Origin of the sequence: Gimesia chilikensis, assembly GCF_007744075.1 — a bacterium.
GTDB lineage: Bacteria > Planctomycetota > Planctomycetia > Planctomycetales > Planctomycetaceae > Gimesia > Gimesia chilikensis_A.
Map to the genome: position 1 here is coordinate 2,588,343 of NZ_CP036266.1, position 18,722 is coordinate 2,607,064.

Below are 18,722 nucleotides of genomic sequence, written 5' to 3' on the forward strand. Positions count from 1 at the left end.
AAACGGCTCTCGATTTTCTGTTTCAACTTAGCCATATCCCGCTGCGGTACTTGTGCCTGTCTGTTCGTGTCTGGTAGATAAACCAAACCGTTGTGATACAATCAAAGATCTCAACTTCTTACAGATATCATACCAGAGCCGACGCGCAGGGCATTTCAATGACAGATCAACGACCAAACATCATATTCATCATTACCGATCAGCAGCGCTTCGATACGATTCATGCTGCCGGCTATGATTTTATGGAAACGCCCCACCTAGATCGTCTGCATCGCGAGGGAATTGTATTTAACAACTGTTTTATCACCGCTGCTTCCTGTGCTCCTGCGAGAGCATCGCTCTTTACAGGTCATTATCCACACACGACGGGGATTCTGAAAAATGCAGATACCTGGAAGCATGGCTGGATCGAAAACCTGCAGGAGGGAGGTTATCAGACGGTCAATATCGGTAAGATGCACAGCTGGCCCTACACGACTCCTCTGGGCTTCGATCAGCGGTACGTTGTGGAGAATAAAGATCGCTACCTGGAAGGTCGCTATTTTTACGATGAGTGGGATAAAGCCTTGCGAGCCCGCGGTCTGGTAAAACAGCAACGGGAACTCTACCGCCAGCTACCTGATTACAAAGAATCTCTGGGCGCGTTTGACTGGCTGCTGGATGAGGATATGCATCCTGACATGTTCGTGGGGAACATGGCGGTCGACTGGATTCGCAATTACCCAGTGAGCGAACCGCTGTTTCTGGAAATTGGTTTTCCCGGACCGCATCCTCCCTATGATCCGATTCCGCGGTATACCGAGTCTTATCTGAAAAAAGATCTCAACATCGCACCCGTTCTGGAAAGTGATCTCGTGCACCAGCCGGACCCATTGAAGGCGATGCGAATTCATAATCATGAGGTGGATCATGACTCAGTCGTGCATCTCCTTGAGCCCACGGAAGAACAGCTACACCGACAGCGCGCCTATTATCTGGCGAACGTCACGATGATTGACGACAAGGTGGGGGAGATTATGACTGCACTGGAAGAGAAGGGACTGCTCGACAACTCGATTGTCATCTTCAGCTCCGATCATGGCGATTGCCTGACAGACCATGGACACAGTCAGAAATGGACCATGTATGATGTCATTACCCGTGTGCCGATGATTATCTGGGCGCCAGGTCGCTTTGGCGAACCGCGGGCGATTGACGGTCTGGTTCAGCAGATGGATCTGGGGCCCACATTGATGGGGCTTGCTGATATCCCCATACCGGAACCAATGGCAGCACGCAGCCTGTTGCCGCTGCTGGAATCGGATGCTGAAGCGGCGTCATGTTTACGTGACGTCGTTTTTGCCGAACAGGCCAAAGATGGCATTCTGACAACCAGCAAGTTTATGACCATGGTGCGTACGCAGGATTGGAAACTGGTTCACTTTCTGGACGAACCGTGGGGCCAGTTGTTTGATCTCACAACTGACCCCCTGGAGGTAGACAACCTCTGGGATGCGCCCGAACATGCCGATAAGAAGAAAGAGCTGCTCGCCATCCTCCGCGAATGGCGCATTCGTGACAGTTATGAAAACTCCGACCTCTGGGAGGATTATCGGTAACTCTGATTATCGTCGATCAAGCTTGATCTGTTCGGCTGAATGACGCTTCCAGGGCATGCTGCCTCATCCGCAATGAGTCTAGAATCCTGATTTGTATCTTAAGTTCCGGTTCCGGTTATGTGGGGCAACTTAACCCGTTGTTCTCAAACCGGCGGCAATGCCCTGAATCGACATTCGAATCAGATGCACCAGATCGTCATTGTCTGCTGCTTCATTTTCTGCAGAGCGTTTTCGTTCCAGCAGAATGACCTGCGCGAGGTTGAGTGGGTCAACGTAAGGGTTACGGCTACGTACCGACTTCTTCAACCAGTCAACATCGGCCAGTAATTCGGAATTATCCTTAATCATCAGAATTGAACCGCGACTCAATTCAAACTCCGTAGAGATCATTTCCCAGAGTTCGGATGCATTCTCGTCATGGGCCAGGACAGCATACTCTTGCGCGATCTGCATATCAGCTTTCGCCAGGGCGAGTTCCGCATTGTCGATCAATGCTCGGAACATGGGCCATTGGCGATACATCGTGCGAAGCGTCGCCCAGGTCGAGCCATCCTGATCGACAAACTTTCGAATCGAGGTTCCCATTCCATACCAGGCCGGTAAGAGATGACGGGATTGTGTCCAGGCGAACGTCCAGGGAATCGCCCGAAGATCATCCAGAGTCCGACGTGCCGCTTTTCTGCGGGAGGGTCGGGATCCGATCGGCAAAGTTTCAATTTCGCTGATGGGTGTCGCTCGATCAAAATAATGGAGGAAACCGGGGTGCTCGATCAACTCCCGATACTTCTGCAGAGAAGCCGTGGAGAGTTTCTCCATCGTACCTGCCCACGCAGGATCCAGATCTTGCAGCGGGCCCGCACTCACCATCAGTGTGGCATTGAAAACCTGTTCGAGATGGCGATGCGCGATCACGGGATCATCATATCGTTCCGAAAGAACTTCCCCCTGTTCCGTTACCCGCAATCGCCCCGCCACGGATTTGTGGGGCAGAGATTGAATTGCTCGTGCGGCAGGCCCGCCACCTCGGCCCAGCGCTCCGCCGCGTCCATGAAAAACCGTCAGTCCGATATGATACTTCTCTGCAGTCTCCGCGAGTTGTTTCTGGGCCTGATGCAATTCCCAGCAAGCCGTCAAATACCCGCCATCCTTGGTACTGTCGGAGTATCCGACCATTACAATTTGAACCCGCTGGTCCGTTTCTGTGAGGTACTGCTGGTAAATGTCATCTGTGAGAAGTTCCTCGAGAATTGACGCAGCATTCCGCAGATCGTCAATCGTTTCAAACAGAGGAATGATCGGCAAAGCCGGAACAGCGCGACCCTCGCCTTGTCGCTGGAGCCAGGCGGTTCGCCACAGCCAGAGGACCGTCATCACGTCCTGAGCGGAATGCGTCATGCTGATGATGTAACCGCCAATCGATTCCGGGCCCCACTGATCGTAGGCTTCCGCCAATAAAGTGAATGTCTCAAAAACTTCACGGGACTCGTCGCTAAGTTGAGAGACATCTATGCTGCAGGGTGTGCCTGATGAGATAAAATCCAGAGCATCGACCTGCTCGTCCGCTGTCTGCAAAGAGACGACCTCATCCAGGCAGCGGCGATGGACAACCGAATTTTGTCGCACGTCAAGGCAGGCAAAGTGAAGTCCGAAGGTACGCGCCAGGTCGATCCAGGGCTGCAAATACTGCTCGGCAATTCTTCTTCCCCGATTTTTCTGAACGCTCTCGTGTAACTTATCCAGATCATCGCGGAATTCTTCAACAGATTGATAGCTACCGGCCGCAGGCTGATCCTGGGAAAGCGAATCGAGAGTTCGTTCCAATCTGAACTCCAGCATCTTCATAAACTGCCGGGGTGTTTCCAATTCTGAGATCGAGGCCAGTTTATCCTTGAGTTCGGGAGCGTTCTCACAACAACGTGTAATCCGCTCGCGCAGGATTGGTTCGGAAGAGATCTGTTGATCGGACATCACGATCTGCTTCCGCAGTTTTCGACACATCCGCAAATGGCCTTCAATAGCGGCCCGTCGTAGCTTTGCAAATGTTTCGCGTGTCACTTCTGCGGTCACAAAGGGATGACCATCTCGGTCGCCACCAATCCAGGTTCCAAATGACAACACCCGCGGGATTTCGAAATGGTGGTTGGGATAAGTCTGGCCTAGTGCCTGCTTCAGTTCGCTGTAAATACGTGGAACAACGTCCCAGAGGGTCGAGGCAAAGTACAACCCCCGACTGACCTCACTCATCACCGGAGGACGTTCTGGACGAATGAAGTCTGTTTGCCACAGAACTGTCAAATCTGCCACGAGCTCCTGTTCCAGATCCGTCTTGCCGCTGGCCTCGATATCGGGGAGAACTTGCCGAATTCCCCGCAGTAACTGGCGCGTCGTTCGTCGTTTTGCCTCGGAAGGATGAGCGGTGAACACGGGCTCAATCTTCAACTGATCGAGCCAGCGTTGCATTTCGGCAGCCGGAAGTCCCTGTTGGTGCAATTCGGAGATGGCAGCAGCGATCGATTCGCTCCGTGGGTCGCCGTGGTTTCTAGATTTCCGATCGCGCTCATTGAGAATTTCAATACGAACGCGTTCCTCTGCGGCGTTTGCCAGATCAAAGAAGAGACTGAGCCAGCGGATCACATCACGCAATTCAGACGGTTCGAGATCCTGCAGGGTGGCAACGAGGCGTTTCTCAGCATCGGGAAGCCCGGATCGACGTTCAATCGCCAATCGTCGGATCTTCTGCATCACGTTAGCAAGGGATTCTCCCACCTGTTCCCGAACAACAAGATCGAGCAGGTCAACAAGATAATTGAGTCTTTGATCACTTCGGTTTGTCATCATATTCTTTAGCTATTTATTTCGGTTCTAATATGAGCGTTTCATTTAAAGCACCTATGGTATCAACTTAGACGTGGAAATGAATAGCAGGAAAGTAAGCTGATTCCTCTTGAGCAGCGCAGACTGGTGACGCGATGTGTGGGCGAGAGATCGGGCTGCCTCAGTCAATATGACCATGAGGCAGCCCCGATTGCGAATTCTCTCATCGAGTGCTGTTACTTGGCACCGGGCGTTTTGGAGTGTGCGTTCTGCGGGAAGTCGAAGGTCAACACAAGCGGTTCGTTGCCTGTGTTCTCGATTTCCACACCGCCGTTATTAAGGGCGGCCTGAGTGATGAACCCAATCTCGGGATAGAGCTCACCCAGCTTCATATCCTGGTGATATCGCACTTTGAGCTTTCCAACACGGCCGCTTCCGCCGTTCGTGTGGAACAGGGCGGGGCTCTCTGGTCGGAAATTCGTCTTGGCGCCAGGCTCAAGAATGAGGCGGAGGATGGAGCACTTCTGATCGCCGAGGAAATCGCCATACACAATCCACTTGGCGTCGACTCCGTCGCCTGCGAATTCTTCGGCGGTAATTGCCGGTCGTGAATTCTTGAGAACGAATTCCGGATCCTGATTCGCTGCGAAGTCGAACTTTTCAACCAGGTATTCCCAGTCTTCGTGCCGATCCTTGGGATAGTCTTCTTCCCGGCAGGCATAAAACGCGTCGGCTGCTCCAATACGTCCGTCAAGCGTCAGGTCCTCAGCCAGGAAGTGTTCATCCATTGTGACGTGCAGCTCGTGTGTGCAGAGATCCGTCGGCGAGTGCAGCACGCCGTTGGGCATCACGAAGCCGTTATCAATATGCATCATCGTGTGCGGGGACAGATGCCGAACCCCGTTATAATCACCCTTGCCGAAACTCTTCATGCAGGCCAGAAACTGATCTTTCGTGATGAACGGGTACAGTCCCATTGCTGTGGTGTGGTAATGGGACGGACAGACTCCCGGGTTGTCGTAAGAGTTGATGTCATAGACTTCCCACTTGGCCCAGTGAAGATGATGCGGAATCGGATTCAGATTATCAAACTTCTTGGATACAATCGGCCAGGTCGGGTCGCCGTACAGGGATTTCGAGAAGGCCGTGATCTTCTCACCCATGACTGTTTCTGGCTTGGCGAGGATCAAATCCTGCAGCGAGATGACTTGTCCGTTGGGAGTGAGGACGTGTGATTCCCCTTCGCGGAAAGGGGCCTTATTCGTGCGTGTGTCGATGACTCCCGTCACGATGGGAACGGTGCAGCACATCCAGATTTCATCGAGGCCCGTACCGTTCATGTAGTCCGGGTAGTACGATTCCGCATCCAGGCGCAGGCGTTTCCCTGGCGTACAAAATGTCCGGCCAGCGTAACGATGCAGTAATTGCAACACCCCATCGGAACTGTTAATGCAGTCATCGAGAATCGCATCCGATCCTGAGCTGGTTCCGTCGATGACATCTTGTTGGGGGTACTCGTGCAGTTTATCCGCGAGAATTGACGTCGAGGCAGTCATGTTTAATACACCTTGTTAAATCTTGAGAAGCGTGCTGGTCCCAAAGAAAGTTCTGGAGTGATAATAATGCGAAAAAGAGTTTCCGTCGCAATGCTGCTTATCATAATAAGTATGAGACGGGGGATCTAATCCCGCGTTCATAAAACCAGCAAACTCTTTAATAACAAACGGTTAAAACTGGAAGCGAAGCGTTTCCAGAATGGGAGTGGTAAACACCTGGAAACTAGTCATTTACGAAAGCTCTATTTCTCGAATTGGACCTATTTAACGCTTAAGAGCCTCAAAAATCAAGGAGATCGCAAGTTGGCAAAGTTGGGGGCGTTGTTTCTCCTGAGCTGGACTTTTAAGTTGAAAATGATCTTCGTAAGTCCCCTTAAAAGTGTCATTTGGTTTGATCCAGCTGGCGGGTTGGATGCTTTGGAGACTTGCTGAATCGGGCATCGTCGGACAATGAATAGGACATGTTTTCGTACGATTGATGATTCTCAGAATTTTCCTGCTAAAAGAATCAGACAAGTCCCAGAGACAGTAATTATGTCTGTGCTTCCGGGGTTAATATAAAGCCAGATCCTCCGTAGGAAAGGAGATACGCGGCAGGCGAGGACCTGCTTTTCGTTTAAGAAACATCAGTCTATTCACAGGTGAGAGGACCGGCTCGTAAACAGGGTGAATTATGAAACAAACCGAAGAGCGAAAGTCCGCACCAGGCCTGGAGAAGCTCAGTTCTCGGGCAGCACGATCTTTTTCCAAGTCCCATCAGAGGAGTACTCAAATGCCTGTTCCTCATCCAGTGAGACGAGATGCATCCAGTTGCCGCTTAGTAGATTCATAATATTTTGATGTTTGGAAATAATTTTTTCGATCAGGTATCTGGGAGCTGCAATTACTACATGTAACCGTATTGGTTTGTGGTCGAATCTTGATCCTGCCTGCAACGATTGCCAAGGCGAGTCTGTTGTTATCGCGCCGTCCGTACCAGATAGAATTCCTATGTCAACCAGGACGTTCTGTAAGCTTTTCATGCTGCTCCCAGACTGATGATTATCGACTGCGGAAGCGTAAGACTGCATGTTCCTGCAGTGAGCGAAAATCATCGGGGCTGTCATGATATTCTCGAGCACGATCCCTTCTGGATCGTGATTGTGGTCATAACTGCACAGAACGCTATGGGCTTCAAGATCATTTTCCCGGATGTATTGTTGTGAGGCAATGACGAAGGCCGGTTTCCCTGCCAGTTCACACTCCGGACCTGCTTTTGACCATTCACCAGCTGCTGGCGAAAACTCAATCATTGTGGGAGAATTCGACACAGGTATTCGCTCGGTGCGATCTGATTCTATCGCTGATGACTTACCTGTCGACTCTGATACGGTTTTTGTATTGTCTGTCTGAGCTGTGAGTCCACGCAGCAGCTGATCGCGAAAAGCAATTTCTGAAGCGCGTAACAGCGTATATCGCAGAATCTCATCATCTTGCGCAGAGGTTGATGATTTAAATGAAATCGGGTGTTGGCTGGGATATTCACTCCAGTCAATCTCGAATTTCTGAGCTCTTGAAAGTGCTGCATCGTACGCGAGTCTTATCGCCAGTAACCCTGAGAGATCGTCAATCCCTGATTCAATTGCCTGGCATTTTATCCAGGCAGACCAGTTGTGAATTGAAAACGCCTGACACAGTAAGTACGTTTCCCAGAGAACTGGTGGAACTTTCAGGCTTTTCAATGAAGAGATTATCGAGACCTCAGGCGTATGAGGAAGCTGGGAAATGTATCTACGCAGACCGGACAGTCCATGGAATTCGAGGTTTCGATCATAGACCGCTGCCGATCGCCAGGATTGATATAAAGTCAGCTCCTGCCAGGGGCTCGGCCAGATTGCTTCTCCCTGATCATAATGCATTGCACAATACTTTGAGATTTCGTCATAGATCAATTCTGACCAGTCGGAATTCGTGTGTTGATCCAGCAGCTCAGACAGTGTGTGAACCGGTCTGTTGTGTTGCTTTATCAATTGGTCAGGAGCACGGTCCTGGTTGTCCACGTTGTTGGCCAGGCTTTGTAATCGTTCGGCTATTTTCTTCGCGGAGGGAATATGATGTGTGCCGACTAGAGAATGCTCCAGTTCCTCGATTGCAGACTGGATCTGTTCAATTCCGAATCGTCCGGAATGAAACTCTTCGGCATAGAATTCCAGAGGCATCAGGGTGTCATAGTCTGAAAAAATTCGTAAATACTTTCGAGCATTCAAGAATGATCGCTCACAGATTCCATGATATGGATTTTCAGCTACCTGATCTTTGATAGATGTGCCTGATGAAATCACTCGGGAGACAACTTGAAGTGCTTCGGAAACGTGCTCTATCAGATGTACCTGTGCAGGAGAGTATCTATTCAGCAATGTGGGCAAAGGAAAATATTTTGATTCAGATTTCTTTTGTGACATTGTGGCACTCTTTCCAGTAGCTTTGATTGATATCCGACTGCAAAAAATGATCTGGCAGGATTATTGGCAGGCAAGATTTTCTAAACGTTGTCCGAGCAGCACCTCATCAAAAAATGGACTTGAAGACTGCTTAATCCAAGCGGTTGAGTTCACTTGTTTTCTGGAAACCCAGTCTGTGAATCAGGGGGAGAGCAGGGCCAAACCATTACAGCAGACCTTGTGGTATCTTCTGAAGCAAAAATTGAAATTATAATACACGCATTATAAAGCACGAAATAAAATACGTCAATAATATTTCGTCATATGTTTAGAAGATCTTGAAACATTTTTCTGAGATGAACTGAGAATACTTCTGTTCATCGAGAAATTAGAAAAAGAAGTTCCTGGCTGTCAGGCGTCACTTGAAATTAAGCAAGATTCCACTTCTTCCTCTTCAATCGTTTCTGCTCCCAGGAAGCAGGAGTGGATCTTATTATGAGAGTCTAGAAAGGGAAGGTTGCCATAAGAGGAGCGCGGGGGCTGTGGGAAAAGAAAACGGCTGCCCACTTTGGTGAGCAGTCGTCAAGTGGAGGCGGGACGATCGCTGTTGCTGGGGAGATTCTGTATTCAAACCGAAACTTCAATCCGCATTGCTGTCCCAGGATGGAAAGGTCTTTTCAGATGGCGATGATCCCTGTAATTCATATCAGAAACGACTGATTTTTTCCCTGCGCAAGATTTTGTGCGAAAATCTCTGAAATGGCGTGATCGCCAGCAGATGGTAGAGAGTATTTGCAACGTGTAGGTTTTGTAAGTTTATAATTTATATTTGGTTACGTTAATTGTGGTGTTTGGGGATGGGGCTGGATAACCGAGCTTTCGTGGATTAATTTGGGATGTTTTTCCGTCGGATCGGGCTCAAAACATCAGGAAAATGGAAAAAAACTCGGGAGGGGTGTCACAACTCGGAGGGAGGCCTGTAAGGGAATTGTCTCAACGAGAGCAACCTCAACAACACCAACTTTTTTCTGGAGCCTGACATGACTTTCAACCTTCACACCAACCTGTTTCGTCAACTCTTCAACAATGTACTCTTCAAAGGTCTGATCTGCGGAATCGCTACTTTCAACGTTCTTTCCGGGCCGACTTTTGCTGTCGCAGCGAACCCGATTAACGATGCTGCCGAGTATAAAGAATGGGGACTTGATTATCCCGGCAAGACTCCCTCCAAGGGGACCACAGCGGATTCTGAAAAACCGGTTGAACGCCCTGTGTCGCAGGCTCCGGTTTCTCAAGCTCCTGTATCAAACCCTTCGGGGCTGATGGGGGGAACTGTCCCTCAGGATATCGCGGGCTCCTTTGAACAGGCTGCGGTTCACGTGATTGTGTTTTATGCTGACGGCAAACACATCATGATGCCCGGCTGGATCGTCGATACGGAACGTCGCATTATCCTGACGTTCGCTCTGATGAAAGATGCCACCCGGGTACATATTGCCTACCCCCAGGTGCCTTCTGATGACAAGGATTCGATGATCGGTTCTCCCGCTGTGATCCTGCAGTATGACACCAAGATGGATGTGGCTTATCTGCAGGCCAAAACCATGCCCCAGGGACTCGCCCACCTGACCACTTCGAACGCACCACAGACACGTCCTGAACCTCAGCGTACTGTCAGTCACAAACCGACGGCACCAATGCCTCCTGCACAGGGTGGTCACAACGGTGGTCAGCAGGGACACTTCAATGGTGGTGGATTTAACGGCGGGCAGCAGGGATCGTTCAACGGTGGTCATCTGCAGGGAAATGGAAACGGTGGATACACGCCTCCTCAGCAGCAGGCAAACCCGCTCGTCGGAAAATGGTATTTGCAGGATGTCGTGAATGGGACACAGATTCAGATCGCTGTCGCATTCGGTGCCCAGGGGCAGTTTGCCATGGAAGTGATGTCAGTCGATGCCTACGGTCAGCAGAATTATGATTCTGACAACGGTTCCTACACCATTCAGGGAAACACGCTGACCGTGAACACCAGCGATGGACCAGAGCAATCCAGGTTCTGGTTTGAGAATGGTGTCCTGTATGTCCAGTTGGTTGCCAACGGAACCACATTCGCTTTCCAGCAGGCAGCATGAGACGTGTTGAAGGAGGTTGATCGGGAAAAGCCCTCGTTCCTCAGGAACGGGGGTTTTTTTTCCATTTCAGGCAAAGACTTTTTACAAATAATCTGTGCGTGTCTTGTCACAATCTGATTGCAGACCGGTATGGGAAGACGTTGACATTTCACTCTTTAAGGAACACGACCATGAAATCTCTTTCCCGCAACCGAATCCCAGTACTTTCTGTAATTGTCTTCCTGGGATCTCTGACGATTCTGAATTCGTACTGTCACACCGCAGCAGCGGCTCCTTATCGCCAGAAAATTCACATGAAACACATACAGCTCTACGATGCGAACGGCTTCGGACAACCAATTGTCGCCCGATCTTTTCTCATGCCGGCTGACTGGCAGGTTGCCGGAGGAGTTCAGTGGAGCACGCACTACGATCCAAACCAGCCTGCCTATTTCGAGAGTTTTTCCGCGATGAGTCCTGATGGACGAGTCAGCTTTGATATGCTTCCTGCCTATTCCTGGATCTGGTTTACGGATCCTGGCATTCGTCAGATGATGCTCCAGACCGGCAATGCCTCACGTCTGGCGTCACCGCTTGATGCAACGGGAGTTGTACAGGAATACATTATCCCAAACTACCGACCGGGCGCTGTTATCGTTTCGGTAAAACCGCGTCCCGATCTTGCCAATGCACTTCGCCAGCAGTTGATTAAACTGGGTTTGGGGAGACTGGAAGCCAATGGATGCCGGGTGACTCTGGATTTTGTTGAAGCACAAATCGCGTACACTCAAAATGGAGTACGATACCTGGAGTCGGCAGTGGTCCAGTTATTCCGGTCCGACTTTCCTTCTACCGGCATGCAGTCCTTTACGGCTTCGAACCTGTTCCTCTTCAAGGCACCCGCAGCAGAATGGGAGGAAAATCAGCTGATTTATGCAACTGCGATGCGTTCGATGCGACAGAATCCTGCCTGGCTCAAAGCAATCAACCAGTTCCAAAAAAATATGGCCCGTATACGTCAGCAGGGGGCAGTGCGTCGTCAGCAGATCATGAATCAAATGTATGAAGAAATGCGAGAATCGCAGCAGGAATCCTGGGAATATCGGCAGGAGTCTATCGATCACGTCGCACGTGAGTTCAGCGAATCCATCCGTGAAGTCGAAACGTATCATGACCCGTCAACCGGTTATGATGTGGAACTTCCTCAGAACTATGATTATGCATTTTCGAATGGGCTGGGTGAATATATCATCACAAACGATCCGCTCTACAATCCGAGTCAGGATCAGTTTGGAGGCAACTGGCATCCGCTGCAGGCGGCTCCCTAGACTGTGTCCAGTATTATTGTCGTGTTTCCAGAGTCAGGTGTGCGATTGTCACGACGATGCATCAGCAGTTGTGGCAGTCGCATGCTTTTTTTTCTGAACTCAGTTGGAGTTCGAAGACCAGTCTGCCGGCAGTACATCGCGGATTCGATCCAATAGCTGTAACTGTGCCAGTTCATCCTCAAGTCGCTCCGGAGTTGTGACGTTAATCGCATCTGCGACTTCCGCCACAAGCAACTCTGCAAAGCGGACACGTGCCCGTCGTAACTGCTGGCGTGCCTGATCAGCGCGGACCGGTTTGCCGATTTCCTGGCTCAGCCGCTCGGCCAGTTCTTCGGAAGAGCAATCCGGATCATCGGTTCGCAATTTCAGGATACTGTAAGCGACGCTACCTGCATGATTCTGCTGATAGTTCTCGAGTTGCGACCAGGCAAGGCTCAGGACCTGATCTCTCCAACTCTCGGTCCAGGCGGCGTCCGTCTCATTGTTCGAGTCGTCGGCATTCAGGTCCAGATCGTAATCGACAGTACGGCGGACTTTTTGTTTGGACCACAGGTTACGCACCATATTGCGAACAGCTACTTTGAGCAGATCCCGGAAGCGTCCTTTCTGTGGATCAGCGCCAGCAAAATCGCCCTGGAGCAACCGGACCATGACATCCTGCGAAATCTCATCTGCCAGGTGCTCGTCACGAGTGATTGCGCGGACGTAGCGTCGGATGGCCGGCGAGTACCGCATGACCAGATACTGTCTTGCCTCGGCACCGCCAGCGAGCGATTCACCGTGCGCCCTCTGGATGACGCTCCAGCGTGTCGGCTGTGCATCGAAACGGGATTTAAATTCTTCAGGTTCCAGATCTGTCATCGCGAAATTCCGGGGGCTGATTGTTGACTATATCACGTTCGTGTTGTGGTTGAGGTTACCGCTGTTTCTGCTGCACGGGTTTCGGAGCGTCCAGCGTTGCTGGCGGGATTGTTGTCCGTCCTCTTTCCAGGGTGCGCAGCTTCAGTTGTTCCATTTCCGTTTCGAGTTGATGTTTCAAAGCGACCGATTTCCAGTAGGGTGACTCAGATGGGCTCTGGGTTGCTGTTTCCAGCTTCTCATAAATTTCAAGGCTTTCATTCAAAAACGCCACTGCCTGTTGCAGGGATTTGAGCCGTTCGGGAACGGTGGAATGCTGCCGATCGCCTTCGGCGAGCAACTCGGCATAGGCTCTGAGTAAACCAGCCAGGATTGCCTGTTGTTGTCGGGAACCATCATTTCGAGCCAGTTCGATGGCCTCGCGCAGATGGTCAGCAGCCGCATCGTAACGAAAACGAAGCCGTTGTACGTCAGCCAGCAGTCCGTGAGAACGCTGGAACTGTTCCCGGAATTCTTTCGGGTTGGAGAGGAACAGCTTTTCTGAAAACTGCTGGTGTACCTGAGCCGTTTGCAGGGCGGCATCCAGATCGGGGACGGCAATCTCTAAAGCCAGCCTTTGTTCCAGAAACTTCAATAGTGACAGGGTGATTACAGGACTTTCCGGTATTTCATTGGCGAGGCTTTGCTGTTGTTCGATCGCCTGTTCCAGTAGTTGATCAGCTTTTTTCTGCTGGTTTTCGGTGTCGAGAACCTGAGCCAGGCGGGATCGGGTTTGGGCCTGCTGCCAGACAACGTGTAAGTCCTGTTGAGATGGTTCATCGAAATACGAAATCGCATCTTCGAGATGTTCGCTGACGAGACGCATGCTGTTTGCAAAGGTTCCTGGTTGCGACGTTTCAACCACATCTGCCATCAACAGGGAAAGTTGGGCCTGTAGTTCAGCGAGGGCAGGATCATCACCGAATTTTTTGAGTTCGCCGCATTGCGTCATCAGTTTCTGGCAACGATCGAGGCAAGCCTGACTGGAAAGCTGTGTTCGATCGAGCAGGACGGTCAACCAGCCTGCTTTCAGAGTCAGAAGCCGGGTATTACGATCGGGTTGAGGAATTCCTGCCAGCAGTTCAGAGGCCTTGTGAACTTCTTCCCGCGCGACACTGATCTCACCAAGTTGCTGATTTAATTGCGCCAGCCGAATTAATATTTCGGCTCGTGGTTTTCTGAGACTGACAGCATCGGCCCCTGCATGCTGCTCCAGGTCTTCATACAATTGCAGTGTGTTACGATAGCTTTCTACAGCCTGCTGCAGCCGCACATCGGTGGCAAAGAATGGATCGGATTGAATTTCGGCGATTCTCAGGTAGGCTTGCGCTATATACTCGGCGAGCGTCCGGTCGGCAGCCACGTCCTGTTCCAACTGTTGAAGATGCTCGAGTGTTTTCGACACCAGCTCTTCCTGCTGCGTGCTGCCACCACGCAGGCGTGCGATCTGAGGAATATGTTCATTCACCAGCCAGCGACCGAGTTCCTGGCTTCCCTGGAACAGTCGTTCGGAGCGGTTTAAGGCAACCTCCAGCCGTTCAACGTGAAATGATACTCCGAGTACTGCCGCGACCAGAGTGAGGACCGAAACGGTTGCCAGGACGGTGTAGACTGGATGACGACGCGCCCATTTCCAGCTTTTTTCCCAGAAGGGCGTACGACGTGCCTCAACGGGACGATGCTCGAGAAACCGCCGAATATCTTCGGCGAGATCGGCAGCAGACTGATAGCGCTTCTGCGGTTTTTTTTCGAGACATTTCAGGCAAATGGTTTCCAGGTCCACGGGGACCCGTGGCTGCAGTTTGCGCGGGCTGATTGGCTCCTCGGTCAAGACCAGCATGATGGTCTGCATCAGGTCGGGGGTCTGAAAGGGGGGGCGTCCGGTCAGAAGTTCGTAGAGGATTGCGCCAATGGCATAGACATCGGTGGCAGGTGAAAACTGCTTGACGACACCGCTGGCCTGTTCTGGCGCCATGTAGCTGGGCGTGCCGATGATTTCGCCGGTTTGTGTTTTGTGTTCGTCACCCGCGTGCAGACGTTTGGCGAGACCGAAGTCCATGACTTTGATGTGCCCGTCCTTTGCCTGCATGACGTTGGAGGGTTTCAGATCGCGGTGGAGTATTCCGGCCTGATGGCAGGCTTCGATCGCTTCGGAGATCGCGAGAATCGACTTTGCCGACTCGGTGGGGGAAGGCAACTGGGCTCTTAATGCCTCGGACAACGTCACACCTTCGACGTACTCCATCGCCAGGTAAGGTAGCCCCTTTGACTCTCCGGCTTCATAGATGTGACAGACACCAGGATGAGTTACTGCTGCGACCGCCCTCGATTCTTCTCGAAAACGCGACAACAATGACGGAGAAGTTGTGCCCGCCGCAGCAACAACCTTGAGCGCGACAAGCCTTTCGAGGTCCAGGTGTTGTGCGAGATAGACACAACCCATACCTCCCTGACCGAGAATTGAAATCAGGCGGAAGCCCGGTATCTCAGGTAGTGGTGCGGTCGAGGCCATCCTCTGCGGGGTGGGATGCTGATTTGCGACTGTGCCCAGGAAAGTGGTTTGAGCATGTAATTCCCTCTCGTCTCGATTTTCTGAATTCAGCTTTATCCTCCTCCAAAAAAGGATTTCGCAAAGGTTCAATCAGACGACCAAACCTTTGCGAAATATTCACCGTTGGGTTAACGGGAAGCGGACTAATTCCCTGAAGCGTTCAATAAATTTTCGATCTCTTTTTTGAATCCGATTCTGTTCTGGTGCATATAGCCACAAATCATCCAGAGCTGAGCGGGGGTCAGTGTGTCTGACGGCGTGGTCATGTTCATGAATACCATATCGAACTTTTCGGGCATACTGAAATAACCCAGACCGGTTCGTTCATTCTTCGTGGCAACCGCTTTAATGACCGCGGGAGGCAGGGAACCTTCCTCAACCCCAGCGACGACCGTGTATGCCAGGATGCCGAAGACCAGTTCGCCATGGAAATGACCCAATTCGCGCAGTTCGAATGTGATCTTGGAAGTCTCTCCATCCATCTCCCAGAGCAGCTGGTAGAATTTCTTTCCGTTATCCAGAGTCTGCTCACGCAGAAAGACATTATCTGACATCTTCTCCAGGTTCGTTTTTAATTTTGCTAATGCCTTCTCCCGTGCTTCCTCTGCCGCCTGATCTTTTTCTTGAGCGAAGGCTGCTCCGTTGGCCATGACAACAAACATCAGGGAAAAAGCCAGCAGTGATCGAATCATTACGTGCAAGTTCATTTTAGTTTCCAATCTGTAAATTCTTGAGCAGGTTGAGTGAAATTCAGCAGTAAGTTGACTGAGAATCATCGTGAAACAAAGCGCTGCTTCAGCGCGATTCGTTGACGGGCACGACAGCCACGACAAGCTCCTTTACGACTCCGTTATCGTACTGTACGGCCAGACCGAGATCGCGATACAACTGGTGATACTCTTTGACGTCGAACAAATGAGCGAGTTCAACATCCCAGTCATCACCAAATTGTTTTTTGATTTCGGCACTGGGCATGCCCAGGGAGACCTTGATCGATTCTCCGCCGAGTCCCGGGCGACGTACTGTGATGGCAGGGGCTGCTTTTCCGTCGAGGATCACAGCCAGTACTTCACGTGTTGCCAGCACGGTAATGCCCAGGTCTGTGTACTTGTAGTACTTCAGATTCGTCCCTTCGACGACGGGGATTTCGACATCAGCCGGTCCCAGATCGTCTATGAGCTGTTTAAGGCTCTGGCTGAGACCGATCACTTTTCCATCGGCGAGTTTGACAGCCGTCACCGGACGCCAGTCCTTGATTCCGGGCTTACGAAACTCGGACTTTGCTTTCGGCTTGACCCCGGCGGCTTTTGCCAGAACGACGTAATCGTCGTATGCGATCGGCCACCAGGAACTGGCAGCGGTCATGCCGTTCAAATATTCCTCGAACAGCTTGAGAGCCGTCTCTTGTTTCTCTGTTTCCGTATTGGCGGTGAGAGTTCGTGCCTGGTTGAAACGCAAAGCGGATTCCATCGCTTTAACGGCTTCTCCGTTGCCACGCACCGTTTTGGCTTTGGCCAGTAACTGTAAGGTGGAAGTCATCAGTTCCGGACTGAAACCGCGTGCCGATCCGGAGTTGATCAAAATGGAAGCATGGACCAGAGGATCGAGCGTCTTCGCCAGCTGTTCGTCCTTGAGGGCTGTAAAGACTTCATCAAACCAGCGTTCCGCCTGTCCAACATCTTTTCCACCGGGATGAATCAGGTAAGCGACTGCCAGGTTGGCTTTGACCATCAGAAAAGGGTCTTTCAGTTGTAACCTTTCCTTGAGCCGTAAAGCTTCGCGGAAAGCACCGACCGCTTCAAACCACAATTTTTCATCTACGCCACGCACGGCGGGTTCCAGTGAATCGGGACGTCGATAGAAACCACCGACAACAAGATGACCCACGTCAAAGTTGCGCAAGTCTTTCTCGTCCAGGCCATCGCAATACTGCATCAATAATGCATAACCAAGATTGGCCCAGGCCTCGTAGCATTCCGGGAAGTCCTCTGTGACGTTTCGGAAACAGATTTCTGCGTGTGGATAATGTTGATTCTGCAGAAACATCACACCGGTCTGAAATGAACTGAGTGATTGCCACATGGCTTTTGTCCGCTCATCGTCAAACAGATATCCGGCACGGTCTTCCCAGGAGGGGTGATTCAGTTTTAACCCTTCAAAACGGCAGTACGGTGGACCGCTGCCACGCCAGCCATTGAGATCGCTGACAAGTCCGCGACGGGTATAACCGGCTTTGAACGCCAGCTGCATCCCGAACAGGTCCGCTTCAAGTTCCTTCTCGCGATCTGTGGCGAGTCGGACCATCTGCAGATCGTTCCCGAACTTCTGAAAAAACTCAATCTTCTTGTGGCTGTGACGGTAGTAGAGGTGTCCCAGTTCGTGGCCGATCGTGAATGCCAGCGTTTCTTCATCAAATTTGGCAATCTTTTCGATGGTATCGACTGTCACTTCGATAAACGGGACCTCAACGCCGTCCTCGGTTCGAAACCCCGCGAAGGCATTGGCAAATCCAGGATCGATGACAGTAACTTTGGGAGGCCAGACTTTCCAGCCTTCTGGCTGTTCCATGACGGCCAGTAATCGCTTGGTCACCCGATCCACAACTTCGCGGTGCTTATCAGTGATCTCCCCGAACGACCGTTCGGGGAGCGTGCCGATGAACATGCCGAGGAACAGCATATAGAACAGTGTCTTTCTTAGATTAATCATTGTCTTACCTTTTCTTGAAAGTTGCCCGTTGCGTTAGTCCGCAAGACGCGACTGTGAGAAGAGATTCAGATTAATCGAAGAAGTTTCTTCGCTATCGACACCGGGAGTGTTTCTCGCCGACTGGGAAGCAGGCAGACTGATCTGACCTTGATTCCCGGCTTTGGTGGTGTCGAAAGAAAAATTCAACGAACCAGATTTGGGTGTAGACGCCGCGGACAACGATGTCCGTCCGAGTTGACCGATCGACCCGCTTTGGCTGAGAACGGCGTTGCGATTGTCTGAGAAAGTGTTTCGGCTGAGGGATCCAGCTGCCATCTGAGCAGCGGAATCTTGACGGGCAAAGGCAGGAGCTCCCTGCGTTTTAGCAAGAGTTCCGGCAGTGGAAGCCTGGGAGACTTTCAGACCTGAAACAGAATCTTTGATTCGTGAAGGGGCATCCGGGAATGTGATTTCCTGAGCAGTAACCTGGTTCAGGGAAAAGTAGACCAGGTTTCCGGCGATGCATGCAGACAGAACAGAAATTTTCATCTTTTTCATAGTAATCTCCTGTTGGGTTGCTCATGTTCTACAGCTGTGGAACAGTATTGCGTGTTAATGAAGTTTACATTTCGCAAAACAGCAGGTGCCAGACTGGAAAATGAACTTTCGAGTCTGCACCAGTGCACTGTCCCATACAGCGGACCATTCGACTTGTGACAGGTGATTTGCAAAAAAGTTATGAAAAAAAACAAAACA

The 18,722-nt window shown here is 51.1% G+C and carries 11 protein-coding genes; 3 read left to right on the forward strand and 8 right to left on the reverse strand.

The annotated features are described in order from the left end of the window. Positions 1-158 precede the first annotated feature (158 nt). Positions 159-1,598 (forward strand): sulfatase, encoded by a 1,440-nt coding sequence (locus tag HG66A1_RS09810; RefSeq protein WP_145182792.1) that lies wholly within the window; start codon positions 159-161, stop codon positions 1,596-1,598. Between the two features lie 129 nt (positions 1,599-1,727). On the opposite strand, the gene ppc is transcribed toward HG66A1_RS09810, so the two are convergent. From ppc to HG66A1_RS09825, 3 genes are all read right to left on the reverse strand, one after another. Further along, on the reverse strand, positions 1,728-4,436 hold the full coding sequence (gene ppc / locus HG66A1_RS09815; RefSeq protein WP_145182793.1) for a phosphoenolpyruvate carboxylase: 2,709 nt from the start codon (positions 4,434-4,436) through the stop codon (positions 1,728-1,730). 212 nt (positions 4,437-4,648) lie between these two features. Beyond that, positions 4,649-5,968 carry a hypothetical protein gene (locus HG66A1_RS09820; RefSeq protein ID WP_145182795.1) on the reverse strand — a complete coding sequence of 440 codons (1,320 nt, stop codon included), beginning with the start codon at positions 5,966-5,968 and terminating at the stop codon, positions 4,649-4,651. Between the two features lie 719 nt (positions 5,969-6,687). Continuing rightward, on the reverse strand, positions 6,688-8,409 hold the full coding sequence (locus tag HG66A1_RS09825; protein WP_145182798.1) for a putative inorganic carbon transporter subunit DabA: 1,722 nt from the start codon (positions 8,407-8,409) through the stop codon (positions 6,688-6,690). A 1,019-nt stretch (positions 8,410-9,428) separates the two neighbouring features. On the opposite strand from HG66A1_RS09825, the gene HG66A1_RS09830 reads away from it, so the two are divergent. Then, positions 9,429-10,523: a hypothetical protein gene (locus tag HG66A1_RS09830; protein WP_145182801.1), complete on the forward strand. Its 1,095-nt coding sequence runs from the start codon at positions 9,429-9,431 to the stop codon at positions 10,521-10,523. Between the two features lie 170 nt (positions 10,524-10,693). Further along, positions 10,694-11,830, forward strand: coding sequence for a hypothetical protein (locus tag HG66A1_RS09835; protein ID WP_145182804.1), 1,137 nt, complete (start codon positions 10,694-10,696; stop codon positions 11,828-11,830). A 99-nt stretch (positions 11,831-11,929) separates the two neighbouring features. On the opposite strand, the gene HG66A1_RS09840 is transcribed toward HG66A1_RS09835, so the two are convergent. From HG66A1_RS09840 to HG66A1_RS09860, 5 genes are all read right to left on the reverse strand, one after another. Further along, complete coding sequence (locus HG66A1_RS09840; RefSeq protein WP_145182807.1) at positions 11,930-12,691, reverse strand: RNA polymerase sigma factor; 762 nt, start codon at positions 12,689-12,691, stop codon at positions 11,930-11,932. A gap of 55 nt (positions 12,692-12,746) precedes the next feature. Further along, entirely contained in the window at positions 12,747-15,239 is a 2,493-nt protein-coding gene (locus HG66A1_RS09845; RefSeq protein WP_145182809.1) for a serine/threonine-protein kinase, read from the reverse strand. A 182-nt stretch (positions 15,240-15,421) separates the two neighbouring features. Continuing rightward, complete coding sequence (locus tag HG66A1_RS09850; protein WP_145038988.1) at positions 15,422-15,985, reverse strand: hypothetical protein; 564 nt, start codon at positions 15,983-15,985, stop codon at positions 15,422-15,424. Between the two features lie 88 nt (positions 15,986-16,073). Next, a complete protein-coding gene (locus HG66A1_RS09855) occupies positions 16,074-17,987 on the reverse strand; it encodes a M48 family metalloprotease (protein ID WP_145182812.1) in 1,914 nt (637 codons plus the stop codon). A 33-nt stretch (positions 17,988-18,020) separates the two neighbouring features. Then, positions 18,021-18,524: a hypothetical protein gene (locus HG66A1_RS09860; protein WP_145182815.1), complete on the reverse strand. Its 504-nt coding sequence runs from the start codon at positions 18,522-18,524 to the stop codon at positions 18,021-18,023. Positions 18,525-18,722 lie beyond the last annotated feature (198 nt).